The sequence below is a fragment of the Alcanivorax sp. VBW004 genome (assembly GCF_009718865.1).
In the GTDB taxonomy this organism is placed as follows: Bacteria; Pseudomonadota; Gammaproteobacteria; order Pseudomonadales; family Alcanivoracaceae; genus Alcanivorax.
In genome coordinates, this window is the sequence record NZ_WNHC01000001.1 from 1,140,439 (window position 1) to 1,164,832 (window position 24,394).

The window sequence follows — 24,394 nt, forward strand, 5'->3', positions numbered from 1 at the left end:
TTGCCTGTACTTTATGCTTTTTCGCGGGCCACTGCACGGTAGCCGATGTCGGAACGGTATTGGGCGTCGCGCCATGTGATCTGCTTCACACCCTCATAGGCGTTGGCCTGGGCTTCGCCCACGGTGTCGCCGACGCCGGTGACACACAGGACCCGGCCACCACTGGTGACCACCTGGCCGTCTTTTTCGGCGGTGCCCGCGTGGAAGACTTTCACCGTATCGGAATCGGCCTGGTCCAGCCCGTCGATCACGTCACCCTTGTTGTAGCTGTCCGGGTAGCCGCCAGCGGCCATGACCACACCGAGGGTGGGGCGCGGGTCCCACTGGATGTCGGTCTGGTCCAGTTTGCCGTCCAGCGCGGCGAGGCACAGCCCGGCCAGGTCGGATTGCAGACGCATCAGGATCGGCTGGGTTTCCGGGTCGCCGAAGCGGCAGTTGTACTCGATCACCTTGGGGGCGCCCTGCGGGCTGATCATCAGGCCCGCGTACAGGAAGCCGGTGTAGGGCATGCCTTCAGCGGCCATGCCTTCCACGGTGGGGGTTATGACCTCGTCCATGATGCGCTGGTAGACCGCATCGGTGACCACCGGGGCCGGGGAGTAGGCACCCATGCCGCCGGTGTTGGGGCCGGTATCGCCATCGCCGACGCGCTTGTGGTCCTGGCTGGTGGCCATGGGCAGCACATTCTTGCCATCCACCATGACGATAAAGCTGGCTTCTTCGCCTTCCAGAAACTCTTCCACCACCACCCGGTGACCGGCATCGCCAAACTTGTTGCCGTCGAGCATGTCACGCACGGCGTCTTCGGCTTCCTGCAGGGTCATGGCGACGATCACGCCTTTACCGGCGGCCAGGCCGTCGGCCTTGATGACGATGGGAGCACCCTGCTCACGGACGTAAGTCAGCGCTTCGTCCATGTCTGTGAAGTTGCCGTAGGCACCGGTGGGAATATTCTGGCGGGCCAGAAAGTCCTTGGTGAAGGCCTTGGAGCCTTCCAGCTGCGCGGCCGCCTTGCTGGGGCCAAAGCACTTCAGGCCGTTTTCCTGGAAGGTATCCACCAGCCCTTCCACCAGTGGCGCTTCCGGGCCGACGATGGTCAGGTCGATGCTGTTGTCCTGGGCAAAGGCCAGCAGGGCTGGCTGATCCAGTACATCGATGGCCACGTTTTCCAGCTTGGCTTCGCGGGCGGTACCGGCATTGCCGGGAGCCACGAAAACCGTCTCAACCTGTTCTGCCTGCGCCACTTTCCAAGCCAGCGCATGCTCGCGGCCACCGCCGCCGATGATGAGTACCTTCATGATTTCTCTCACTCCGTTCGAGTGCATGCACGCACCACGCTTCACGCTGGCACGCAAAAAGCGTGGTGCGTGTAGCGTGCCGACGTGTAAGCGTTAGTGCCTGAAATGACGCATGCCGGTGAAGACCATGGCCATGCCGGCTTCGTCGGCGGCGGCGATGACTTCTTCGTCGCGGATCGAGCCGCCCGGCTGGATCACACAGCTGATGCCCACCTTGGCGGCGTTGTCGATGCCGTCACGGAAGGGGAAGAAGGCATCGGATGCCATCACCGAGCCTTCCACCTGCAGACCGGCGTGCTCGGCCTTGATGGCGGCGATGCGCGCGGAGTTGACGCGGCTCATCTGGCCGGCGCCCACGCCTACCGTCTGGCGGTTTTTGGCGTAGACGATGGCATTGGATTTGACGAACTTGGCCACTTTCCAGGCGAAGATCAGGTCGTGCATTTCCGCTTCGGTGGGGGCACGCTTGGTGACCACTTTCAGCTCGCCTTCGGTGATCATGCCGAGGTCACGGTCCTGCACCAGCAGGCCGCCGTTGACACGTTTGTAGTCCAGTCCGGAAGCCTCTACACCCTCCATTTCTCCACATACCAGTACCCGCACATTCTTCTTGGCGGCGGTGATGGCCAGGGCTTCTTCTGTGGCGCTGGGAGCGATAATCACTTCGACAAACTGGCGATCGACGATGGCCTGGGCGGTGGCGGCATCCAGTTTGCGGTTGAAGGCGATGATGCCGCCGAAAGCCGATTCGGTATCGGTGGCGAAGGCCAGATCATAGGCGGTGGTAATGCCATCCAGGCTGACCGCCACACCACAGGGGTTGGCGTGCTTGACGATCACGCAGGCCGGCTTGGTGAAGCCTTTTACGCATTCCAGTGCGGCGTCGGTATCCGCAATGTTGTTGTAGCTTAGTTCCTTGCCCTGCAGCTGTTTCGCGGTGGCGATGGATGCCGGGGCCGGGTTGCGCTCGGTGTAGAAAGCCGCTTTCTGGTGCGGGTTCTCGCCGTAACGCATGTTCTGGGTTTTTTCGAAGTTCAGGTTAATGGTGCGCGGGAAGTCCTGATTGTTCTCGCCAACTTTCTTGCCAAAGTAGTTGGCAATGGCGCTGTCGTAGGCGGCGGTGTGCTCGAACGCCTTGATGGCCAGATCGAAACGCAGGGTGTCGGACAGGGCGCCGTTATGGGCCGCCATGTCGTCGAGTACCCGCTGGTAGTCGCTGGAGTTGGTGACGATTCCCACGCTGGCATTGTTCTTGGCTGCTGAACGCACCATGGTCGGGCCACCGATATCGATGTTCTCGATGGCGTCTTCCAGGGAGCAATCCGGGTTGGCAACGGTGGCTTCGAACGGGTACAGGTTAACCACCACCAGGTCGATGCGGCTGATATCGTTGTCGGCCATGACCTGTTCGTCCTGACCGCGACGGCCAAGGATGCCGCCGTGCACTTTCGGATGCAGGGTTTTCACCCGGCCGGCCATCATTTCCGGGAAACCGGTGTAGTCGGAGACTTCGCGTACGGCGATGCCGGCCTCCTGCAGTTTCTTGAAGGTCCCGCCTGTAGAAAGCAGTTCTACGCCCTTGTCGGCCAGGGCCTGGGCGAATTCGACGATACCGGTTTTATCGGAAACACTGATCAGTGCACGTTCAACATTGCTCATGGGGTTTCACCAAGTTGCGTAGTCTTAATTAATACGAGGGCTAGAAACAAAAAAAGGGCAGTGTGGTCACTGCCCTTGGTATCACCGGTCTGTATTACAACAGGCCGTACTGCTTGAGTTTCTTGCGCAAGGTGCCGCGGTTCAGGCCCAGCAGCTCGGCGGCTTTGGTCTGGTTACCACGGGTGTACTCGAGCACTTTCTCAAGCAGGGGGATTTCCATCTCAGCCAGTACCATCGGGTAGAGCTCGCTCACGGCTTCGCCGTCCAGCTGGTTGAAATAATCGTTTAACGAACGTCGCACACAATTGCGCAAGGTATCGTGGGTTTCACTGCGCGCAATAGTGAGATGCGGCTGCTTTCGTGCTTCAGCGGTGTTCATTTCAGTAAGTGTCCGTGCAGCGGCTGTGTTAACTGAAGAAAGGGTCATGCGGCCAGGGCTCCGTTTTTCTTCCGGGCAGACACCTCGCCATAACGACCGAAACGAACCCGGTCGGTAGTGGCGCTGATCTGTTGGAAAAACTGCTCGATTGCCACGCATTGGTCGGTGGCATTTTCCAGTGTGTTAAACCCGCGCCGGAAGTCTTCCCCATCGGGCAGGTTCTGTGTGTACCAGCCCAAGTGCTTGCGTGCGATACGCACCCCCATGAACTCACCATAAAAATGATGCAGTTCGGACAGGTGCTGCTGCACGCAGTCATGGACTTCCGTTACTAACGGCGCTGCGGGCAGCGAGCCGTGCTCGAGGTAATACAGGGTGTCCCGGAAGATCCACGGGTTACCCTGAGCAGCGCGGCCGATCATGATACCACCGGCGCCGGTGGATTCCAGTACCCGTTTAGCTTTTTCCGGGCTATCCACGTCTCCGTTAGCCATTACCGGAATATTCACCGCGTCCACAACCTGTTTGATGGTGGTGTATTCGGCGTCTCCGTTGAACTTGTCGGCGCGGGTGCGCCCGTGAATGGCGAGGGCCTGGATACCGGCGGCTTCGGCGATGCGGGCAATGGCGAGGGCATTGCGCTGATCGCGGTCGGGGCCGGTACGGATTTTCAGGGTGACGGGGACATCCACCGCATTGACCACCGCATCCAGGATGCGGCTGACCAGATCCGGGTCGGCCAGCAGGGCGGACCCTGCGGCGCGTTTGCACACTTTTTTCGCCGGGCAGCCCATATTGATATCAATAATCTGGGCGCCGTGGTCCACGTTGGCGCGGGCCGCTTCTGCCAGCATGGTCGGCTCACCGCCGGCAATCTGTACAGAAATGGGGCCCGGTTCGCCGCTGTGATCCAGCCGTTGGCGAGACTTTCGAGAGTTCCACAGACGGGTGTCCGAGGTCACCATTTCCGACACCAGCAGGCCGGCTCCCAGGTCCCTGCACAAACGCCGGAAAGGGCGATCCGTGACGCCGGCCATGGGGGCCAGGATCAGGGAGTTGGGCAGGTTGTAGGGTCCGATCTGCATGGCGCCGGGCTTGGGGTGTCTAAAAGGGGAGACAATGATAGAGATCGATGGCCCGGGATGAAAGGGCAGCCTGCCATGAGCTGACGGGCTGCCTATCGATTCCCATTATATGAGGCGAATTGAAGTGTATGAGGCGTGCTTAGCGCTGACTGACCTGATCGCGTGGCTGTGGTGCCGGCAACAGGCGCAGGTTGTAGTTCACCGCCTTGTCGCCCGGGTCCACAATTTCCAGCGAGATATGTAGCGGGGTGCGCGTGGGCATGGTTTCCATGCCGAGCAGATCCCCTTGCAGGTATTCCTGCGGGGTGAAGCGTCGGCTGGCCACGGGGCCGCCGTTGAGGGCGCTGAAGCTCAGTTCCAGTTCCGGGAAGGGCTGGGGGTACTTGGCTTCATTGAACAGGATGGCATCCACGATCAGGGCGTTGGCGTAATTCGGGTGGCTGCGCACCACCAGATTGGCACCGCGCAGCTGGGTGATGTCTGAGCGGCTGGGCAGGTGGCAGCCGAGTACATCACAGGCCTGCTGATACAGGGGGCGCCATTGCGGGCTACGGGCCAGGTCATTGAAATTGAAGAAGGCGTATTGGCCGACCAGCACGACCAAGGCAATAACCGACAGCGAGGTCCACTTGAGCATGCCGCCCCAGTCCCGGCGCTGGCGGAAATGGTTGTCACGTTCGCGTACTGGCTTGCCGATGGGGACGGGTTCTTCGTAAAGGTCGTCGCCAAACAGGTCCAATCCACCGAACAGGCTGTCATCGTCGTCTTCGGGCTCTGCCGGTCGGGATTGTTTTGGCGCTGGTGAGTCTGTTGTTTTGCGCACTGCCGGCTGCTCAGGGGCTGAGTGGCTGGCGGGAGCGAGCGTGGTTGTTTTGCCCGGGCTGGTTTCGGCGGGGTCGTCGTCTTCCAGCTCCTGCAGCAGGGCTTCGGCCCAGGATTCGTCGGCATTCTCATGGTGGCTGGCCCGGCCGGCGCCATGCATGTCGGCGAAGTCTTCGCCCAGCCCACTAGCGGGGTCGTCCGCATCCAGGTTCATGAACGAGTCGCTTAACTCCATGCCCTGAATGCTCAGGCCATCGGCGTCGGTGCCGTCATCGTCGCCAAACTTCTGCTCGTCCTCGGAAGAGGCTGCGTCACTGTGGGTGCCGTCCAGCGCGCCGGCCCAGCGATCCTGCGGGGCGGCTTGCTGCGGTGCGGGGGGATCAACCAGGTAATCATTGGCCTGGAAGATCTGCAGGCAGGAGCCACACCGTACCGCACCGCGTGCCTGTTTCAGGTGTTCATCGGTAATTTTGAACTGGGCTGCACAGTGGGGGCAGCGGGTCTTGTATTGGGTGGCCATGGCTTTCGCCTGAATTGTTATTGGACGAGATGCAACATGCTGCACGCGACAGGCTTTCACTCAACCCCGGAATCCCTATAGTGCGTGCAGATGGGTCAGGTATGTTTTACAGAAAAACCGGGACAGGCCGCAAGGACCTGTCACTCAGTTTTCCCTGAATCTGTGGATTCAGGTGACGCGGCGCACCCCGTCAATGCGCACCCAGTCACCCTGTTGGGTGGTGGGGGTCAGATCAAACCAGGGGGCATAGGCGGTGCGGACCGATTCCGCCTGCTCCGCCAAAATGCCGGACAGGGCCAGGGTGCCACCGGGCCGACAGTAGCTGGCCAGAAGCCCGGACAGTTCCACCAGCGGTCCGGCCAGGATGTTGGCGACCAGTACGTCGCACTGGTAATCCGCAGGCATCTGCTCCGGCAGGTGCAGGGTGAGCGAGTCTGCCACGCCATTATTACGGGCATTGTCTTCGCTGGCGATCAGCGCCTGGGGGTCGATATCCGTGCCGGTGGTCTCACCGGCGCCGAGTAGCAGCGCGGCGATGGCCAGTACCCCGGAGCCGCAGCCGAAATCGAGCACGGTTTTGCCGTGCAGGTCGGCGCCGTCCAACCATTGCAGGCACAGCGAGGTGGTCTCGTGGGTGCCGGTGCCGAAGGCAAGGCCTGGGTCCAGCTTCAGGTTGACGGCTTGCGGGTCTGGCGCCTCGCTCCAGCTGGGAATGATCCATAGGCGCTCACCAAATTGCATGGGCGAGAAGTCATCCATCCAGGCCCGCTCCCAGGTCTGGTCTTCCAGGGTTTCGTGGTGGCTGGCTTCTGCATTCAGCCCCTGGGCGGTGAGGGCGGCGAGTATCAGCTCGGGAGTCTGGTCCTGCTCAAACAGGGCGCTGACCACGGTGTTCTGCCACAACGGCCGGGTGCCCGGTGGCGGTTCGAACACGGGCTGGTCGGCGCCGTCGGTGAGGGTCACGGCCACGGCGCCGAGGTTTTCCAGTGCAGCCTGAAAGGCATCGGCGTGTTGTTCGGTGGTGGCAAGGTGGAGCTGAAGCCAGGCCATGGACACTCCTGCAAGGCGTTGTGATGTACGGGCGTAAAGTGGCCGCAGTCTAGCGGATTCTGCTGTCCTGCGCTGCCTGTCGTTATGCTGGGCAGTTCGCTGGTGCGGTGATTTTTGCCGTTGCCGGGCCAGAAAAACAAAGGCCGCGCCGGGTTAGCGGGCGCGGCCTTTGCTGTGGCGCAGAGGAAAGAGCAGGCGCTTACTGATCGCCCAGCTTTTTCTCCAGGTGGTGAATATCCACTCCGCCTTCAATGAACGCCTTGTCCTTGAAGATTTTGTCGCGGTGCAGAGCGATATTGGTCTTGATGCCTTCTACCACGATTTCGTCCAGTGCGTTTTTCATGCGCGCAAAGGCGATGTCGCGGCTTTCCCCCCAGGTGATCAGCTTGCCGATCAGGGAATCGTAGTAGGGGGGGACGGTGTAGCCACTGTAGATGTGGGAGTCCACCCGGACGCCGTTGCCGCCAGGCGCATGGAAGTAGGAAATTTTCCCCGGGCAAGGGGTGAAGCGGACTGGATCTTCCGCGTTCACGCGTACTTCGATGGCATGGCCCTGGAACTGCACGTCGGCTTGCTGCAGCGCCAGCCCTTCACCGCCGGCAATGCGCAGCTGCTCTTTGACGATATCCACCCCGGTGACCATCTCGGTCACCGGATGCTCTACCTGAACCCGGGTGTTCATCTCGATGAAGTAGAAGCGCTCGTCTTCATAGAGGAATTCGAACGTGCCGGCGCCCCGGTAGTTGATGGTTTTGCAGGCATCCACGCAGCGCTGGGCCACTTCGTCTTTCAGGTGCTGTGGGATGCCGGGGGCCGGGGCTTCCTCCACCACTTTCTGATGGCGGCGTTGCAGCGAGCAATCGCGGTCACCCAGATGGATCGCGTGGCCAGCACCGTCAGCCAGTACCTGCACTTCCACATGTCGCGGTTTCTGCAGGAATTTTTCCATGTAGACGGTGGCATCGCCGAAGGCGTTCTTGGCTTCGGAGCGGGTCAGGGTGATGGCGTTGAGCAGGTGTTTGGCTTCCTCCACGACGCGCATGCCGCGCCCACCACCACCGGCGGCGGCCTTGATGATGACCGGGTAACCAATCTGTTCGGCCATGGCCAGTGAAGCATCATCATCGTCACCGATGGGGCCATCCGAGCCGGGCACGGTGGGGACGCCGGCTTTTTTCATGGCTTCGATGGCCGCCACCTTGTTGCCCATCAGGCGGATGGTGTCTGCCTTCGGGCCGATAAAGGTGAAACCGGAACGTTCCACGCTTTCGGCAAAGTCCGCGTTTTCCGCCAGGAAGCCGTAACCGGGGTGAATGCCGTCGGCATCGGTGACTTCCGCTGCGCTGATCAGAGCGGGGATGTTCAGGTAAGAATCAGTGGATGACGCGGGGCCAATACACACGGCTTCGTCGGCCAGGCGCACGTGCATCAGGTCCCGGTCGGGCTTGGAGTAAACGGCCACGGTGCGGATGCCCAGCTCCTTGCAGGCGCGAAGGATGCGCAGAGCAATCTCGCCACGGTTGGCAATGACGACCTTTTCCAGCATGAGATGCCTCCGTTAAACGATGGAGAACAGAGGCTGGTCGAATTCAACCGGCTCGCCGTCTTCTACCAGAATGGCATCCAGCGTGCCGGATTTGTCGGCCTCGATCTGGTTCATCATCTTCATGGCTTCCACGATGCACAGCACATCGCCAGCCTGCACTTTCTGCCCGACTTCTGCGAAAACCGCCGCACCCGGCGACGGGGAGCGATAGAAGGTGCCGACCATGGGAGAGCGCACCAGATGGCCGCTGGGCGTGTTGTCTACCGGCGCGGGGGCTTCGGTGGCAGCGGGAGCCGGAGCAGGTGCCTGCGCCGGCGCTGGTGCCTGTGGCGCGGCGTAATAGTGCGCCGGCGCTGCGGGGTGGCGTGAGCCGCGGCTGATGCGGACGGACTCTTCCCCTTCACAGATTTCCAGCTCTTCAATGCCGGATTCTTCGAGCAGCTCAATCAGTTTCTTGATTTTGCGAATATCCATGTTCAGTCATCCAGTTGTTCGAGAGCAGCGGTGAGTGCCAGTGCATAGCCGGTGGCACCGAGACCGCAGATAACGCCCTTGGCAATATCGGAAAAATAAGAGTGGTGGCGGAAGGCTTCCCGGGCATGCACGTTGGACAGATGCACTTCGATAAAGGGAATGTTCACCGCCAGCAGGGCATCGCGCAGAGCCACACTGGTGTGGGTGAACGCCGCCGGGTTGATGATGATGAAGTCGATTCCCTCGGTGCGGGCATCGTGAACGCGTTCGACCAGCTCGTATTCCGCGTTGCTTTGCAGATGCTGCAGGTGATGGCCGGCCGTGCTGGCCTGTTCCTGCAGTTGCTGGTTGATATCCGCCAGGGTGGTGTGACCGTACTTGTCCGGCTCGCGGGTGCCGAGCAGATTCAGGTTTGGGCCATGTAAGACCAGAATGGAAGCCAAAACGGGTCCCCTTGCGAATTTGTCGTTATTTGCAGTGATCGTGCTGGAAAAATCCAGATTAGTCCGGGCTTTCTCGCACAAATGCAATATTAGGGGCAAACCATGACAGAAAAAAGGGCTTTACAACATTCGTTACAAGTTACCGGAAGATGTCGTGCAATCGGCACTGTTTCACGGTTTTTGTTTAGCGGGGTCCATGGCTTCTCGCAGGAGCGCCGCTGGTGGCGCTCCTGCGGCAAGGGGATGGCAGGTTCTTGCTACGTAGCCGTTCCAGCAGCGGCTACGTAGTGCCTGACGGCGATGCTGCTACAGCCCCGGCATGACCCGCTGTTCCAGATGCCTGATAAAGCGATCGGGCCCCATTTCGCCGAGCACCCGGGAATCGGGAATTTCGGCGCTGGCGGGAGTGAAGAACACCAGGGCAGGCAGGCCGAGGATATTGTATTGCTCCATGATGGCCTGGCTGTCGGCATTGATCTCGGTGATGTCCACGCGGTACAGGTCGAAGCCGTTCATGGCGTTGAGTACATCCGGGTGGCTAAGGGTGGTTTCTTCCAGCACCTTGCAGGCCACACACCATTCGGCGAAGAAATCCACCAACACCGGTTTGCCGGCCTGGCGGGAGGCGGACAGCGCCTGCTCCAGTGAGGCCTTGCCAACGATGGTCTGCCAGGGGCCGTGGTCCTCCGCGGTTGCCGCATTGCTGGGGGCGGCACTGCCAGCCACCGGGGCTGCCGGCTGGGTCATGTGTGCCAGCGGCTGCAGCGGATCCTTGCCACCGCTTAACGCGCCGACAATCATTACCGCGCCATACAGGGCCAGCACCAGGGCCAGGCCGCGCTTGAGGCGGGAAAGGCCTTCACCGGCAGGTTCCAGTGCGCCCAGTTGTACGCCATAGACGGCGAGCAACAGGCCGTAGAGGCCCAGGGTGATGGTGTCACTGATAATGCGATCCAGCAGCCAGATGGCCACGCCCAGCATGACCACGCCGAAGAACCGTTTGATCTCTTCCATCCACATGCCGGCACGGGGGAGCAGGCTGCCGCCGCCGGTGCCGAAGATGATCAGGGGCAGGCCCATGCCGATGGACAGGGCAAACAGGGAGGCGGCACCGGTGGTCGCATCACCGCTGGCAGCCACGTAGATCAGGGCGCCGGCCAGGATCGGGGTAACGCAAGGGGAAACCACCAGGGCTGAGATTGTCCCCATGATGGCGGCGCCGATCAGGCTGCCGCGGGCTTCCTGCCCCGGTTGATGAAGTTTGTTGCGCAGCGCAGCCGGCAGCTGGAGTTCATACAGCCCGAACATGGACAGGGCCAACACCACAAAGACCACTACGGAGGTGATGATGGCCGCAGGCTGCTGCAGCAAGAACTGCAGGTTCAGGCCGGCACCAAAAAGGGCCACCAGCAGGCCGGCCAGGGTGTAAGGCACTGCCATGCCGAGGACATAGCTGACACTCAGTGTGAAGCCGCGGGCCGCACTGGGTTCTTTCTCTCCGGCAATGATGCCGGACAGAATCGGTACCATGGGGAAAACGCACGGGGTAAAGGCCAGCAGCAGGCCGCCCACAAAAAACAGGCCGATGATCAGGCCAAGGGGCTGGTCCTTCATCCACTGATTGAAGGCGTTGGCATCTTCGGACTGCAGTGTGTCGAGAAAGCCTGGGCCAGCGCTGGAGTCAGACGCCGCTGCTGGCGGAGCGGCCACCGGCTTTTTTGTCGGTTGAGGATTGGCGAACTCGAAGATTTTTTTGGTTGGCGGGTAGCACAGGGTGTCTTCAATGCAGCCCTGGTAGCGCACTTCCAGTTCCGTATCCACCAGGGGCACGCTATTCAAGGGGAGTGCCAGATCCAGGCGATCGAAGTACACCTGGACGTCGCCGAAGATTTCGTCGGTTTTGGCTTTGCCGGCGGGCAGGGTCAGTTCGGCAAAATCGTTGATCACATTGCCGTTGGTGTCGCGCAGTGTGAATCCAAAACGGTGCTGGTAAAGATACACCTCGTCGATCAGCTCGAAATTCAGCAGCAGTTGCTGGTTATCCCAGTCCGCATCGGCCACCAGCTGGATGGCTTCATCCACGGTCGGCAAGCGTTCTTCTTCGCCGAACAGGTTGTTGGCGCTAGCCCAGGACAGTGGGGCCAATAGAACGATGGCGACCAGGAAACGTTGCCAGCACTGCTTCATTCGATACTCCTCTCCGGTGCCGTATGCGCCAGATTGCGTGACGCTTGGATGTAAAAACAGGCACTTAGTTTCATTCGTTTACTTTAAGGCCAGGTTAACCGGCCCGGGTACGGAGCGTTTTCGCCCGCTACCTGTTTACCCGTTAATGGCAGAGCGGATCAGCTGGCGTACGTGGGAGGCTGCTCCCGGCAATAGGGCGTCGCTGGCGCAGTTTAACCAAAAAGCCCATGGCTGTAGACCTGCCGTGGCGTCACTGATGTGGATAGAGTTTGCGTGTTTGTCGGGCAGGGCCAAGGGGGCGAGGTATCAATGGCAGGATGGAGAGCGTGGATGGTGTAGCGGTTGTGGATTGTAGGTGGTGTTTTGTCTCTCTATGGTGGAACCTTGCCAATAAGAGGGAAAGTTGCGACCCCGGCCAGAAGGTAATTGCCTGCAGCTTGTGTGGGTGGTGAGCTATAGTGGTAAGCGGAGTAGTGGCTTGAAGGATCCTGGGAGTGGTCATGAGTAACGATAAATTCAGTGAAAAGATGGGGGATGCCATGCTGGATCCTCGCAATAATCGAATCTGGAAGGGTTTGTTCTGGTTGCTTGGTTTGCTGTTGTTGGTCGACGTGCTGCTGGGCTGGTACTGGAGCCAGGAGCCCGAGTTGCGTGAGGTGACGGCGAAAGCGGATGCCGTGCGAGGCGAGACTACCGCGCGGGAGCTGATTTTTGTTGCAGATACCCTGCTGTCCAAGCCCGGTGGTTACCTCAGTAATGATGTGCTTCCGCATCGTCTGTGGCTGGATAACATGCCCGCCTGGGAATATGGCGTATTGGTGCAGGTGCGCGATTTCAGCCGGGTATTACGCCGGGACATGAGCCGCTCTCAATCCCAGAGCCAGGAAGATAAAGACCTGGCTATTGCCGAGCCGCAGTTTAATTTCGATGCCCAAAGCTGGGCCATGCCGGCCACGGAAAGCGAGTATCGCCGGGGCATCAAGGCGTTGCAGCGTTATGTGGATCGGCTGACGGATGCCAATGAGAACGACGGCAAGTTTTACGCCCGGGCCGATAACCTGAACTATTGGCTGAATGAGGTGCAGACCCGGTTGGGCTCCCTGAGCCTGAAACTGAGCCAAAGCGTTGGGCGCAGCCAGTTGAACGTGGACAAGGATGGCACCATCGTGGCAGCCAAGCCGGAGAGCGACGAAGACTTCGTCAAAACCCCCTGGCTCAAAATCGATGATGCGTTCTACGAAGCGCGTGGTGCCACCTGGGCTCTGGCCCAGTTGATGCGTGCCGCCGAGGTGGATTTCGCGGATGTGCTTCGCAAGAAGAACGCCACTATCAGTTTCCGGCAGATGGTCCGTGAGCTTGAAGCGACCCAGGAAACGGTGTGGAGCCCACTGATTTTGAATGGGGATGGTTTTGGCATGCTGGCAAACCATTCCCTGGTCATGGCCAACTATGTTTCGCGTGCCAACGCAGCGTTGATTGATCTGCGCAAGCTGTTGGTGGAAGGGTGATAAAGGCAATTAATAGTTAACAGTGAATAATTAATAGCTGCGCGCCTAGCGCCAGTGATTTCTTGAAGCTAAGAGGCCGCGCCCAAAGGTTGGGCGCGGCCTCTTGCGTTTAAGGCAAAACAGACAGGGTTCGCGACGTTATTAACTATTCATTATTCATTATTAATTGATTTACGCCGCGTTCTTCTCCTTCGGCGCCGGCAGGCTCTTACGCCATTCTTCGATCAGTGCGCTGTTATCGTCATCCCAGGGGTGGAAGCCGGGTTTCAGGTAGCTGAACCAGGCGGGGATGATGCTGCTGATCACGCCCCTGTAGCCGAACCCTTTCCACAGCCCTTTGGCCAGGGTGAGGGGCTTACGGTGGACATCGTCACGCTTGAGCATCTGCCAGGTGAAGTAGCTGGAAAAACCGATCAGGTAGGCGGTGCTGGAGAGGAACAGGCGTTGGCGTTCCAGGTAGTTACCGTTCACGTCCGTGTACAGGTCGTAGGCCACTGCCTTGTGTTCGGTTTCTTCAATGGCGTGCCAGACCCACAGGTCGCGCACCGCCGGGTCCATCTTTTTCATCAGGTCCGGGCGACGCAGAATGGCGTCGGCCAGAATGGCAGTGAAGTGCTCCAGGCCGGCGGTGGCTGCCAGCTGCTGGCGTTTGCTCATGTATTTGCGGGCACCGGCCAACAACTTGTTGGTGACACCGAGGGCATGGGCAACGATGTCGTCATATTTGCCATCGGCAATCAGATCATTGAAGGCCTGATGTTCCAGGGAATGCATGGCTTCCTGGCCAATAAACCCGGAAATATCCTTCTGGCGATCCTTGTCCTCTACCTGGTCGCGCAGGGCACGCACAGAATCCACGAAGAAACGCTCACCGTCGGGAAAGGTCAACGACAGGATATTCAGCAGATGGGTCAGCACCGGGTCGTTATCGAACCAGTAATCATCGTGTTGTATGCCATCGAAGGAAAATCCCATACGGCGGGGTACGATGGGCACAACCGGTGCCTTATGTTTTTTTGTCAGCGGCAATTTCATGTTGGCTCCTGGCGCAAATGCCATTGGTGACATTGTTCAATGACAACTACTATGCAGGCAGAGATAACCAAGTTCTTGTCGTGGAGGGCCAACAAATGGTGAGTTCGGGCCGCACCTGGGGAAATGCCGGGGTGCCGGGCATCTATGTGGTGCTGTTGTACGACCTGTTGGTGGCCTTGAAGCTGGATGCGCCGACCCTGCTGGTGGGGTTGGGGGTGAGTCGGGATGAGCTGCTGGCGGTGGATCGCCGGGTCTCCATGTCCCTGGCCCAGACAGTGGCCGAGCGCGGGGTCGAAATGGTGGGCGATCGTGGTCTGGGGTTTCGTTATGCCCGCGCCATGAGCATTACCCTGCATGGCCCGGTGGGGCTGTTGGCCTTGTCCAGCGCCAGCGCTCAGGATGCCCTCGATGCGGCCTGCCGGTTTCTCGGCCTGCGCGCCCCGTTTCTGGAAATTCATCAGGCTCGCCATGCGGAGCAGGCCCATCTTCAATTACGCAGCACACGCCCGTTAGGGGTGGCCCATGATTTTATTATCGAGGCCATGCTGGTGGGGCTGGCGTTCATGATCGAACAGCTGTTGGAGAGCTTGCCGGAGGGGCTGGAGATTCACCGTCGCGGTCCCGCGCCGGCCTGGTTGGCGGCGCTGCGGGACGATGTGGGGGTGCCGGTGCGGTTTGATCAGTCGGAAGACGCGCTGGTGTTTCCCTTGTCTGCGCTGGAGGCCCGGCCGCGTCTGGCGGACCCGCAGGTGGCAGCGATTGCCCGGGAGCAGTGCGAGATGGAGTTCCGTCAGTGGCGCACGGAAGAAGATGGCGTGATGGCGGAGCGTATCCGCGCAGCGTTGCAGGACCATGCGGCGCCGTTGCCATCGCTTGAAGGCATGGCGGATCGGTTGGCGGTGTCTGCCCGCACCCTGAAGCGTCACCTGCAGCAGGCCGGCTTGAGCTATCGCCAATTGCAGGATGAAGAGCGCTACCGGCAGGCTTGCCGTTTGTTGGCGAAGGCAGAGAAGAGCATTAGCGAGGTGGCTTACCACCTTGGTTATAACGATGTGGCGAACTTCTCCAAGGCGTTCAAGCGCTGGAGTGGACTGACTCCGAAGGGCTACCGGGAAAAGCGTTAACACTTAGTAGCGAGGGACGAGTTTCGAGTGTCGAAGATCAAGACCTTGGCCGGGCTGGCATTCCAGATTTGGCTTTTTGAAACTCGAAACTCGAAACTCGAAACTCGCCAATAAAAAGGCCGCGCCCATCCCCTGGGCGCGGCCTCTTTGCTTTCTGCTTACCGCGAAACTATCTCGCGTTGCAGCTTGAAGCTTGTGGCTTGTAGCTCGCCTTACGCTTTCTCGTAAGCTTCGACAGATTTGATGATCTCGGCTTTGGCCGCTTCGGCGCCATCCCAGCCATCAACTTTTACCCACTTGCCCGCTTCCAGCTCTTTGTAGTGCTCGAAGAAGTGCTTGATCTGGGCCAGCAGCAGCTCGGGCAGATCGTTGATGTCTTTCACGTTGTCGTAGATCTTGGTCAGCTTGGTGTGCGGTACCGCCACCAGCTTGGCATCTTTACCGGCTTCGTCGGTCATGTTCAGGATGCCCACCGGGCGACAGCGAATCACGGAGCCGGGGACCACCGGGTAGGGGGTGACAACCAGTACGTCCAGCGGGTCGCCGTCTTCGGACAGGGTGTTGGGGATGTAGCCGTAGTTGGCCGGATAGAACATGGGGGTTGCCATGAAGCGGTCTACGAATACGGCGTTGCTGTCTTTGTCGATCTCGTACTTGATCGGGTCAGCGTTGGCCGGGATTTCGATGGCCACGTAGATGTCTTCGGGGAGGTCTTTCCCGGCGGGAACCTTAGCAAAATCCATGGTCTGTCCTTCTCAACAGGGTTGGTGGTGGGCGCGGATTATAGCAATGGCAGCGGGCTGCGGCTAATCGCCGAAGGTCGAACCTGCCTATGGAATAGGAATATCCTTATTCCACAGGCGGTCAGGGGGATGGTGGTGGGCAAATCGGTGCTTATTGGGCTGACTTCCAGCCCGGGTAATCCCCTTGCAGTAGCTTCACGTTCTTGAAGCCGGCATTTTCCAGCACGGTGGCAGCAGCACTGGCGCGGCGGCCAGACTGGCAATACAGCACAATATCTTCCTTGCGGTACTGCTCCATCATGTCCAGGTGGTGCTCCATCTGCTTGGCGGGGACCATGATGGCGCCCGGAATATGCCCAGCCAGATATTCATCCTCGTCACGCACATCGATAATGATGGGGGCTTTGCCGTCCTGCATTTGCTGCTTCAGTTCGCTCACCGAGAGGCTGTCAGCGGCCCATAGTGGAGCAGAGAGTGCGTTCAGCACGGCGAAAATTGAAATAATCAGATAACGTTTCATGGTGGTGACTCCTGTCGATTTTCCCATTCCTGTAGTTCCTCCCACAGTTTTTCGGCGTCGCGTACCATGCTGGCGATGGACGGCTTGGCGGACGGGTTGGAAAAACTGGCCGCCAGAGCTCGGCTGGCACACTCATAAACAAACGCTTTTTGGCTCATTTCGGCAAGGGTTTTGTTCACGATTTCTCCCTGTTTTTCTTTTTGTTGACGTTAGCACTCGCTCCTCGCCGACGATAGGCCCGGTGCGGGACAGCGTGTGCACCGGTGACATTTTCGCTGTAGCCGTCACAATATTGCTATTGCCGGAGTGATCCGTGTCCCGTTCAGCTTGTATCAAGGAGCCTGCCACTATGAGTGTCCACGAAATTCGCCACCCGCTGGTTAAACACAAGCTTGGCCTGCTGCGCCAGAAAAGTCTGAGTACGCGCAGCTTTCGCCAGCTCACCGCGGAAGTGGGCAGCCTGCTGACCTATGAAGCCACCAGCGACCTGGTGCTGGAGGATTATCAGGTGGATACCTGGATGGGCAAGGCGCCGGCCCAGCGCATCAGAGGCAAGAAAATCACTGTGGTGCCGATTTTGCGGGCCGGGCTGGGGATGCTGGACGGGGTGCTGGAGCTGATCCCCAGCGCCAAGGTCAGCGTGGTGGGCGTGTATCGGGATGAGGCAACGCTGCAGCCGGTGGCGTATTTCGAGAAGCTGGCCCACGATATCGACGAGCGCATGGCGCTGGTGATCGACCCCATGCTGGCCACCGGGGGCTCCATGCTGGCCTGTATCGATATGCTGAAAAAAGCCGGTTGTACCCAGATTCGTGCCCTGGTGCTGGTGGCGGCACCGGAGGGCATTCGCAAGGTTCAGGAGGCGCACCCGGATGTCTCCCTTTACACCGCTTCGGTGGATCAGGGCCTGAATGAAGAGGGCTATATCATGCCGGGCCTGGGAGATGCCGGAGACAAGATTTTCGGGACCAAATAACCGGGCATCGCCCGGTGATCCAAGCCACAGGCAATCACAAATCAGGAGCTGTACATGAGCCAGGCCGGCGGATTCTGGAACTGGAAGATTATTCTCATCGGCGCGCAGATGCTGTTTGTGGCTTTTGGAGCCATGGTATTAATGCCGTTACTGACCGGGCTGGATCCCAGTGTGGCGCTGTTTACCGCGGGGCTGGGCACATTGTTGTTCCAGTGGATTACCCGCCGCTCGATTCCTGTTTTTCTGGCGTCCTCGTTTGTCTTTGTGGCACCCATTTCCCATGGGGTACAGCAGTGGGGCGTGCCGGCCACCATGGGGGCGTTGTTCTGTACCGCTGTGGTCTATGTGATTCTGGGGGCATTGGTAAAGTGGCGGGGGCCGGGCTTTCTGCACCGCCTGATGCCGCCGGTGGTCACCGGCCCCATCATCATGGTGATCGGGCTTAGCCTGGCGCCCACGGCGGTGAACTTCGCCATGGGTATGTCCGGTAATGGCGAGATGCAGATGTTCCCTTACGGGGATGCCCTGCTGGTTTCCATGGTGTCGCTGCTGACTACCATGCTGGTGGCGACGCTGGGACATGGCCTGTTTCGGTTGCTGCCGATCCTGTGTGGCGTGGTGGCGGGTTACCTCACCGCACTGGCCATGGGGATGGTGGATTTTTCCGGGGTGAATCAGGCGGGCTGGTTGTCGGTGCCGACCTTTATTGCGCCCACGTTTTACTGGCCCGCGATCCTGTTCATGGTGCCGGTGGCGTTGGCCCCTGCCATTGAGCATGTGGGTGATGTGCTGGCCATCAGCAATGTCACGGGCAAGGACTACATTCGCAAACCCGGCCTGCATCGCACGCTTACTGGCGATGGCGTGGCGAGCATGGTGGCGGCCCTGTTTGGCGGCCCGCCCAATACCACCTATTCGGAAGTCACCGGCGCGGTGATGCTCACCCGGGTGTTCAATCCGGTGGTCATGACCTGGACTGCTATTTTCGCCATCCTGCTGGCGTTTATCGGCAAGTTCGGCCTGCTGCTGCAAAGTATTCCCACGCCGGTCATGGGCGGCATTCTGATTCTCATGTTCGGGTCGATTGCCAGTGTGGGCATGAATACCCTGATCAAGGCGCAGGTGGATCTGCACGCTCAGCGCAACCTGGTGATTGTGGCGGTTACCCTGATCTTTGGGATCGGTGGCATGGCCATGGGGAACGGTGACTTTACCTTGCAGGGCATCAGTCTGTGCGGGCTGGTGGCGGTGTTTCTGAATCAGGTCTTGCCCCATGCACCGCCCGTCACGGATGACCTGCATGAAGAGCAGGAGTACGTGGAGGACTTGCTGGAGCACGCCCGCAAAAACGAGCGTGATGACCGCTCTTAGCCATGGTTATTCGCTTCACCGGGTGCGGTGACAGACAGCTGCCACGACACTCCGAAGCGGTCCTGCACCCAGCCGAAGCAGGGGCTGAAATCATAGCTGTCCAGGGGCATCAGCACGGTGCCGCCGTCTGCCAGTTTTGCAAACGTGTCGGCCACTGCCTGTTCGTCCTTCAGGGCAAGGCAGAGGGAGGCGGATGGGGTGAAATCAAAATCGTGGGGCACAGGGCTGTCAAAACAATGTATCCGCACGTTGCCGATACGGCACCAGGCGGTTTTCACCTGGCCGTTTTCACCCATCTCGTCCGGGCCGTAGTGCGTTCGGCTCAGCAGTTCTAACGGAGCGATAGCGCTGTCGTAGAGCTCGAGGGCAGCGTTGGCCCGGCCCTGAAACATCAGTTGCACGGTTAGCGTGTCAGTCATGCGGGGCCTCGCTTTCCTGCAAAACGCGCTGATAGTGCGCTTCCCATTGTGTGTGTGTTGGCCAGAAGGGCGAACGGGGTTGGCCGTTCAGGTCTTCGACCAGAATGCCCAGATGGGTGTGCCAGCCGCTGGCGACACTGATGCGGGTGTTTTCGTCAGCGGGCAAGCGACGGTGAGTCAGTAGTAGATGAATCTGATCACCTTGCTCGCTCAGGGAAAAGGTGACTTCGCCTTCATTGTCACCCCAGGTATGGGCCAGCACATGGGGTGGCTCAAAGCGGGTAATGGTGCCGGTCAGCGTGGCCTGGTCTTCCATGGATTTGTACTTGTCCGGGGCCGGCTGGATATCCTCCGACAAATCCCGATGACGGAAATGAATCACCACTGCGCCACCCACAAATTCGCCCAGGGTGCCGCCGCCCAGCCAGCGAGCGCGTTTGTCCGGGTCGGTCAGGTAGGCCCATACCCGCTCAATGGGGCCGGGCAGGGTGCGTTCTACCGTCAGGGTAGTCGCGTCGTCGAATCGTACATCGGTTTCCATCTCAAACCTCCTGTCAGTCTCCGTCCTTGAGCGCCTGTTCCAGCGCGTCCAGTTTGTCGTTCCAGAACACCCGATAGCGTTGTAGCCAGGCGTCTGCCTCCGCCATGGGGGTGGCGTTCAGTCGGCAATGGTGTTTTCGGCCCTGCACCTCCCGGATAAGCAGCCCGGCCTTCTCCAGTACTTTGACGTGCTTGGAGGCGCCAGCGAACGACATGGCGAAAGGCTCTGCCAGTTCGCCCACGTTGCAAGGGCCCTGTTCCAGTTGTTGCAGCATGGCCCGCCGGGTGGGGTCGGCAAGAGCAGCAAAGACAGCATCCAAGTGTTGATCGTTTTGTTTAACCATAAGGTTTAATTTATAGAGGCAAAAATAAATATTCAACCATTTTGTTTAATGATGACTGGGTTCCCGACAGGCGGTGCGTCCGGTGAGTTGCTGCATGACGCCGTCGGCGGTCAGCGTCAGGTAATCCATGGGAATATCGAGAGCGGAGAGTCGCCGGGCCGTCCAGCTGTTGCAGGTATTGCCGAGCCAGAAGATACCGTGCGCGGGAAAGAAACGGCTGTCGCCATACAGCCCGGGGTCGGCGTTGGAGGGGGTGCCGTTATCGTCCAGCACAAAGTCGCTGGCGATTGCCCGTTGCAGTGCCGCCAGTTGCGTGCTGCTGACGCACAGCGGCTGAATGTCCCCGTGGGGGAGCGTTTCGGGGTGCCGGTCCAGTGCGACCACATGCAGTACGCTGTTCGTTGGCCACAACATGGCGCGGACCAGTCGCCAGGTGCTGTTGTCCTGGCGGTAGAAGGCATCATCACCCCAACCCATTTCATAGTAGGCGGGTTTCGAAAAATAGGCAGGGAGAAACTGCAGTGCAGGATCGAGCTGCTCCGCAGGGAAGGCAATACCGGTATGCCAGCGATGGCGTACTACCAGTACGGTCACCTTGCTGTCATCGGCCGGGCTCCCGCCCGGTAACGACAAGAGCGCAGCAAGCATCACTACAGAAAAACGTATCATGGCCCCAGTGTAGCCGGTGATCTGATGGCGATCATGTGCAAGCGGGGCGTGATCTTGTAACGTCAATAAACCCGGCGAAGCCGGGTTCGGCATGGTCAATACCTGCCCGCGGCAAGACCGGACTGGAATCAACCAATACCCACGGGCCATTCAGGGAGAGAAGATAATGGACAGATCGAAAACCAGATTTGCATTCACGGTACCCGCGTTAACCGCGTTAGTGGTTGGCTCACTTTCCGCACCTGTGGCGGCCTCTTCCCGTTGCGATGGGTTGGCCGGCTGCGAGCGAAAGTTCTGTGAGATTGAAACGCAGATAGATAAAGCCGAGAAGCAGGCCAATGCAGATAAGGTCGCCGGGTTGGAAAAAGCCCTTTCCGAAGCCCGGGATCATTGCACGGATGACTCCCTGCGCCAGGAATTAAAAGACGATATTGAAGAATCGCGAAGTGATCTGTTGGACTATCAGAAAGACCTCGACGAGGCCCGGGCTGATGGTGACGGGGAAAAGGTCGCCAAGTACCAGAAAAAAATCGCGGATGAGATAACAGAGCTGGAGGTCTTGCAGAAGGCCTTGTCCGAATTTTGAGTAATTGCGTGCCAAGGCCCCGCCATTTGTGAAGGCGGGGCTTTTCTGGTTAATTGGCTTATGAAAAACGTGGCATTGGTGGGCGGTCTTGCGCCTCGCCGCCACGGGAAGGGAAGCCAATAAAACCGGAGGGATCATGTTGAAACGCATTATGGCGGTGGTATTCGCCTTGGGGATGTCTGCCACGGCCAGTGCCAACACTTGCCACTATGATTTTACTGCCGAAGGGGGAGAAGCCTACTCACTTGACCACATTGTGGCTTTTGTCACCGGGGAGATCCGGCCGAGGCTGGGCAATGACAATACCATCCTGGATATCCATATTACCGAGCGCTGCCCGGGCAAGAAGCCAGTGGTAAATACCCTCGGCATGAACACGAAAAATCTCTACTTGCTCACCATCAACAAACTGCCGTTGCCGGACCATATCGTTCGCTATAACAACCGGTTGCCACTGACGCTCAACAAGGCCAATTTCGAGCATTCCCTCAGTTTGATCGCTGACCAGGATTTCCTGAAATTTTACGCCGAGGGGGTAACCCGGAGTTACCAGGACGTGGAGGAGGAAATTCAGCAGCAGAAGATTCTTAAGATGCTGGCGTTCGTGTTCGCGGAGGCCCCGCGTTTTGAAAGTGCCGAAGTGGCCTTGAAGAAGACCATGGCGGGTAATTGCTCCATCAGCTGGCATGATTTCGACTTCGCGTTACACAACTGGAGCAATATGTCCCGGTTTGTGATTGATACGGAAACGGTGGGCAAGAAGCAGTATCGCGGAGGGGGTGCGGATCAGTTGCTTGCGCCTGTGACGCTGAAGCAGGAGGCCGCTTTTTTGAAAGCCGTCGAGGCGGGGGAAGACTACCGGTTTAGCCATAACGCGGTGTTCGGGCAGTATGACTATGAGTGTTGATGGGCAAATGGCTGAGCATGAAAAAATAGTCATCAGGCTGTCGAAATCGTACTGGTCCAATCGATTAGATCATGACGGCACATTGTGCCAGGGATTCCCAAATGAATAATCAAGGAGACAGCACCATGACTCGAATGATCTTTGTGAACCTGCCCGTGGCGGATTTGACGGTAGCCATGAATTTTTACTCTGCACTGGGGTTTGAGAACAATCCGCAATTCACCGACGAGACGGCCGCCTGCATGGTGTGGAGCGAGGCGATCCATGTGATGCTGCTGACCCACGACAAGTGGCGGACCTTTACGGACCGGCCGATTCCGCCTTCCTCTTCCAGTGAAGTGATGCTGGCTCTTTCTTTTGACAGCCGCGATGCGGTGGATGCCGTGAATGCGGCCGCTGCCGAGAACGGCGGCACCGCCGATATCAACCCGGTTCAGGATCTGGGGTTTATGTATAACCGCAACCTGGCGGACCCGGACGGGCATGTGTGGGAAATGATGTGGATGGACATGGCGGCGATGGGGGATACACAGGCGTCGTAGGAGCGCCGCTGGCGGCGGGATAACCCAGCCTAAGAAACGAGTGACGAGTTTCGAGTTGCGAAGACCTAGGGATGTTCAAGGTTTTGCCTTTCGAAACTCGCTTCTCGTAACTCGCAACTGTTTTGATCGAGCTGTCTACCCGAGGGGCACAGAGAGCGATGCTCCTTCGGAGGACGGTTTTCCGCACAAACAAAAACGCCCCGCGATGCGGGGCGTTTGTCGTTTCGGGGTGGCTTACACCTCGAAGGTGTCGTTCAGCTTCTTGGCCACCGGGGCCAGTTTCAGCTTGGCGAACTGCGGCAGGCCGTTTTTGAAAGGCGGGTAGGACTCGCCACCAATCAGCGGTTCCAGGTAGGCGCGGCCGGCGGGGGTGATGCCGAAGCCATCCTTGCTGATGTACTTGCGCGGCATTTTCTTTTCCACGTTGGCGACTTTCTTCAGTGGGGCTTCGCCGATGGTCCAGCTGTACTTTTTGGTGTCCTTGCGAACCACGGTGGGCATGACCGCATTCTTGCCGGCCACGGCGAATTCCACTGCGGCACGGCCCACGGCGTAGGCCTGCTCCACGTCGGTGGCGGAGGCAATGTGGCGTGCTGCCCGCTGCAGGTAGTCGCTCACCGCCCAGTGGTATTTGTAGCCCAGTTCGTCTTTCACCATCTGTGCAATCACCGGCGCCACGCCGCCCAGCTGCTTGTGGCCGAAGGCGTCGGTGTTGCCGGCGTCGGCCAGGAAGGTGCCGTCTTCGTAGCGGGCGCCTTCGGAGACCACGATGACACAGTAGCCGGCTTTCTTGACGGTGGCGTCCACCTTCTTCATGAAGGCGGCCTTGTCGAAAGCAATTTCCGGGAACAGGATCAGGTGCGGCGCATCATCGGCATCTTCCTTGGCAAGACCGGCGGACGCGGCAATCCAGCCCGCGTGGCGGCCCATGACTTCCATCACGAACACCTTGGTGGAGGTGGCGCACATGCTGGCCACGTCCAGGGCGGCTTCGCGGCAGCTCACGGCGGTGTATTTGGCTACCGAGCCGAAGCCGGGGCTTACGTCGGTGAAGGGCAGGTCGTTGTCCACGGTCTTGGGTACGTGGATGGCCTGGATCGGGTAGCCCATCTTCTCGGACAGCTGGGAGACTTTCAGGCAGGTGTCGGCGGAGTCGCCACCACCGTTGTAGAAGAAGTAGCCGATGTTGTGTGCCTTGAAGACTTCGATCAGGCGCTCGTATTCGCGCTGGGAGGTCTTCAGGTCTTTCAGTTTGTAGCGGCAGGAGCCGAAGGCGCCGCCCGGGGTGTGCTTGAGCGCTTCAATGGCGCTTTTGCTTTCTTTGCTGGTATCGATCAGCTCTTCAGTGAGTGCGCCGATGATGCCGTTCCGGCCGGCATAAACCTTGCCGATGACATCTTTGTTTTCCCGGGCGGCTTCGATGACGCCGGCAGCGGAAGCATTGATGACGGCGGTGACACCGCCGGACTGAGCGTAGAAAGCGTTTTTACGCGCCATGTGAGACCCCTTATTCAATTTGCGTGCATTCTAGCGAAGGAGACCATGAAACACACCCGCAGTTGTCGGACGAAACAAAGACAAGCTACGAGCTTCCAGCTGCGAGACGCGGGATGGGTAGGTGCCTGCGTGTTGCGCTGTGCCCGCGAT

Annotated in this window: 26 protein-coding genes; 7 read left to right on the forward strand and 19 right to left on the reverse strand. The window is 59.2% G+C overall.

The window, feature by feature from the left end; translation table 11 throughout:
* Positions 1-11: 11 nt before the first annotated feature.
* The 10 genes from purD to dsbD form a co-directional block, all read right to left on the reverse strand.
* Positions 12-1,298: a phosphoribosylamine--glycine ligase gene (purD, locus tag F1529_RS05105; RefSeq protein WP_039927260.1), complete on the reverse strand. Its 1,287-nt coding sequence runs from the start codon at positions 1,296-1,298 to the stop codon at positions 12-14.
* A 93-nt stretch (positions 1,299-1,391) separates the two neighbouring features.
* A complete protein-coding gene (gene purH / locus F1529_RS05110) occupies positions 1,392-2,957 on the reverse strand; it encodes a bifunctional phosphoribosylaminoimidazolecarboxamide formyltransferase/IMP cyclohydrolase (RefSeq protein ID WP_155132664.1) in 1,566 nt (521 codons plus the stop codon).
* A 94-nt stretch (positions 2,958-3,051) separates the two neighbouring features.
* Positions 3,052-3,336 carry a DNA-binding transcriptional regulator Fis gene (gene fis / locus F1529_RS05115; RefSeq protein ID WP_007148571.1) on the reverse strand — a complete coding sequence of 95 codons (285 nt, stop codon included), beginning with the start codon at positions 3,334-3,336 and terminating at the stop codon, positions 3,052-3,054.
* Between the two features lie 44 nt (positions 3,337-3,380).
* Positions 3,381-4,421: a tRNA dihydrouridine synthase DusB gene (dusB, locus tag F1529_RS05120; protein WP_007149207.1), complete on the reverse strand. Its 1,041-nt coding sequence runs from the start codon at positions 4,419-4,421 to the stop codon at positions 3,381-3,383.
* A gap of 139 nt (positions 4,422-4,560) precedes the next feature.
* The gene (locus F1529_RS05125; protein WP_155132667.1) at positions 4,561-5,763 is read right to left on the reverse strand and encodes a zinc-ribbon and DUF3426 domain-containing protein; all 1,203 of its coding nucleotides are present in this window, start codon (positions 5,761-5,763) and stop codon (positions 4,561-4,563) included.
* 168 nt (positions 5,764-5,931) lie between these two features.
* Positions 5,932-6,813 (reverse strand): 50S ribosomal protein L11 methyltransferase, encoded by an 882-nt coding sequence (gene prmA, locus F1529_RS05130; protein WP_155132670.1) that lies wholly within the window; start codon positions 6,811-6,813, stop codon positions 5,932-5,934.
* Between the two features lie 199 nt (positions 6,814-7,012).
* Entirely contained in the window at positions 7,013-8,359 is a 1,347-nt protein-coding gene (gene accC, locus F1529_RS05135) for an acetyl-CoA carboxylase biotin carboxylase subunit (RefSeq protein ID WP_155132673.1), read from the reverse strand.
* A gap of 12 nt (positions 8,360-8,371) precedes the next feature.
* Positions 8,372-8,833, reverse strand: a complete 462-nt coding sequence (accB, locus tag F1529_RS05140; RefSeq protein ID WP_007148313.1) for an acetyl-CoA carboxylase biotin carboxyl carrier protein — start codon at positions 8,831-8,833, stop codon at positions 8,372-8,374.
* Between the two features lie 2 nt (positions 8,834-8,835).
* Positions 8,836-9,276: a type II 3-dehydroquinate dehydratase gene (gene aroQ / locus F1529_RS05145; RefSeq protein WP_155132676.1), complete on the reverse strand. Its 441-nt coding sequence runs from the start codon at positions 9,274-9,276 to the stop codon at positions 8,836-8,838.
* A 306-nt stretch (positions 9,277-9,582) separates the two neighbouring features.
* The gene (gene dsbD / locus F1529_RS05150; RefSeq protein ID WP_155132678.1) at positions 9,583-11,463 is read right to left on the reverse strand and encodes a protein-disulfide reductase DsbD; all 1,881 of its coding nucleotides are present in this window, start codon (positions 11,461-11,463) and stop codon (positions 9,583-9,585) included.
* Between the two features lie 500 nt (positions 11,464-11,963).
* Here dsbD and F1529_RS05155 point away from each other — a divergent pair, with 500 nt between their 5' ends.
* On the forward strand, positions 11,964-12,971 hold the full coding sequence (locus tag F1529_RS05155) for a DUF2333 family protein (protein WP_155132681.1): 1,008 nt from the start codon (positions 11,964-11,966) through the stop codon (positions 12,969-12,971).
* A 171-nt stretch (positions 12,972-13,142) separates the two neighbouring features.
* Here the strand turns inward: F1529_RS05155 and F1529_RS05160 are convergent, their stop codons facing one another.
* The gene (locus F1529_RS05160; RefSeq protein WP_155132684.1) at positions 13,143-14,006 is read right to left on the reverse strand and encodes a metal-dependent hydrolase; all 864 of its coding nucleotides are present in this window, start codon (positions 14,004-14,006) and stop codon (positions 13,143-13,145) included.
* A 95-nt stretch (positions 14,007-14,101) separates the two neighbouring features.
* Here F1529_RS05160 and F1529_RS05165 point away from each other — a divergent pair, with 95 nt between their 5' ends.
* A complete protein-coding gene (locus tag F1529_RS05165; protein ID WP_155132687.1) occupies positions 14,102-15,130 on the forward strand; it encodes an AraC family transcriptional regulator in 1,029 nt (342 codons plus the stop codon).
* Positions 15,131-15,342: 212 nt separating this feature from the next.
* Here the strand turns inward: F1529_RS05165 and ppa are convergent, their stop codons facing one another.
* The 3 genes from ppa to F1529_RS05180 all read right to left on the reverse strand — a co-directional run bounded on the left by ppa (position 15,343) and on the right by F1529_RS05180 (position 16,572).
* Complete coding sequence (ppa, locus tag F1529_RS05170; RefSeq protein ID WP_155132690.1) at positions 15,343-15,873, reverse strand: inorganic diphosphatase; 531 nt, start codon at positions 15,871-15,873, stop codon at positions 15,343-15,345.
* Positions 15,874-16,024: 151 nt separating this feature from the next.
* Complete coding sequence (locus tag F1529_RS05175) at positions 16,025-16,393, reverse strand: rhodanese-like domain-containing protein (protein WP_039926330.1); 369 nt, start codon at positions 16,391-16,393, stop codon at positions 16,025-16,027.
* Positions 16,390-16,572, reverse strand: a complete 183-nt coding sequence (locus F1529_RS05180) for a hypothetical protein (protein ID WP_155132693.1) — start codon at positions 16,570-16,572, stop codon at positions 16,390-16,392. The genes F1529_RS05175 and F1529_RS05180 overlap by 4 nt, the downstream gene beginning before the upstream one ends.
* Before the next feature lie 170 nt (positions 16,573-16,742).
* Here F1529_RS05180 and upp point away from each other — a divergent pair, with 170 nt between their 5' ends.
* Both upp and F1529_RS05190 read left to right on the forward strand, forming a co-directional pair.
* Entirely contained in the window at positions 16,743-17,369 is a 627-nt protein-coding gene (upp, locus tag F1529_RS05185) for a uracil phosphoribosyltransferase (RefSeq protein WP_155132696.1), read from the forward strand.
* A gap of 54 nt (positions 17,370-17,423) precedes the next feature.
* Positions 17,424-18,740 (forward strand): uracil-xanthine permease family protein, encoded by a 1,317-nt coding sequence (locus F1529_RS05190; protein WP_007149001.1) that lies wholly within the window; start codon positions 17,424-17,426, stop codon positions 18,738-18,740.
* Here the strand turns inward: F1529_RS05190 and F1529_RS05195 are convergent.
* From F1529_RS05195 to F1529_RS05210, 4 genes are read right to left on the reverse strand one after another with little or no spacing between them, the layout of a single operon-like run.
* Complete coding sequence (locus F1529_RS05195) at positions 18,737-19,159, reverse strand: VOC family protein (protein WP_155132699.1); 423 nt, start codon at positions 19,157-19,159, stop codon at positions 18,737-18,739. The genes F1529_RS05190 and F1529_RS05195 overlap by 4 nt on opposite strands.
* Positions 19,152-19,700 carry an SRPBCC family protein gene (locus F1529_RS05200; protein ID WP_155132702.1) on the reverse strand — a complete coding sequence of 183 codons (549 nt, stop codon included), beginning with the start codon at positions 19,698-19,700 and terminating at the stop codon, positions 19,152-19,154. The genes F1529_RS05195 and F1529_RS05200 overlap by 8 nt, the downstream gene beginning before the upstream one ends.
* 13 nt (positions 19,701-19,713) lie before the next feature.
* Complete coding sequence (locus tag F1529_RS05205) at positions 19,714-20,043, reverse strand: helix-turn-helix transcriptional regulator (RefSeq protein ID WP_155132705.1); 330 nt, start codon at positions 20,041-20,043, stop codon at positions 19,714-19,716.
* Positions 20,044-20,088: 45 nt separating this feature from the next.
* A complete protein-coding gene (locus tag F1529_RS05210; protein WP_196220372.1) occupies positions 20,089-20,712 on the reverse strand; it encodes a DUF2459 domain-containing protein in 624 nt (207 codons plus the stop codon).
* A 166-nt stretch (positions 20,713-20,878) separates the two neighbouring features.
* Between F1529_RS05210 and F1529_RS05215 the strand changes: the two genes are divergently transcribed.
* From F1529_RS05215 to F1529_RS05225, 3 genes are all read left to right on the forward strand, one after another.
* Positions 20,879-21,298 carry a DUF1090 domain-containing protein gene (locus F1529_RS05215; RefSeq protein WP_196220373.1) on the forward strand — a complete coding sequence of 140 codons (420 nt, stop codon included), beginning with the start codon at positions 20,879-20,881 and terminating at the stop codon, positions 21,296-21,298.
* 136 nt (positions 21,299-21,434) lie between these two features.
* A complete protein-coding gene (locus F1529_RS05220; protein WP_155132714.1) occupies positions 21,435-22,205 on the forward strand; it encodes a hypothetical protein in 771 nt (256 codons plus the stop codon).
* Positions 22,206-22,330: 125 nt separating this feature from the next.
* Complete coding sequence (locus F1529_RS05225; protein WP_155132717.1) at positions 22,331-22,747, forward strand: VOC family protein; 417 nt, start codon at positions 22,331-22,333, stop codon at positions 22,745-22,747.
* 234 nt (positions 22,748-22,981) lie between these two features.
* Here F1529_RS05225 and F1529_RS05230 read toward each other — a convergent pair whose 3' ends face one another.
* Positions 22,982-24,244 carry a 6-phosphofructokinase gene (locus tag F1529_RS05230; RefSeq protein ID WP_155132719.1) on the reverse strand — a complete coding sequence of 421 codons (1,263 nt, stop codon included), beginning with the start codon at positions 24,242-24,244 and terminating at the stop codon, positions 22,982-22,984.
* Positions 24,245-24,394: the final 150 nt, after the last annotated feature.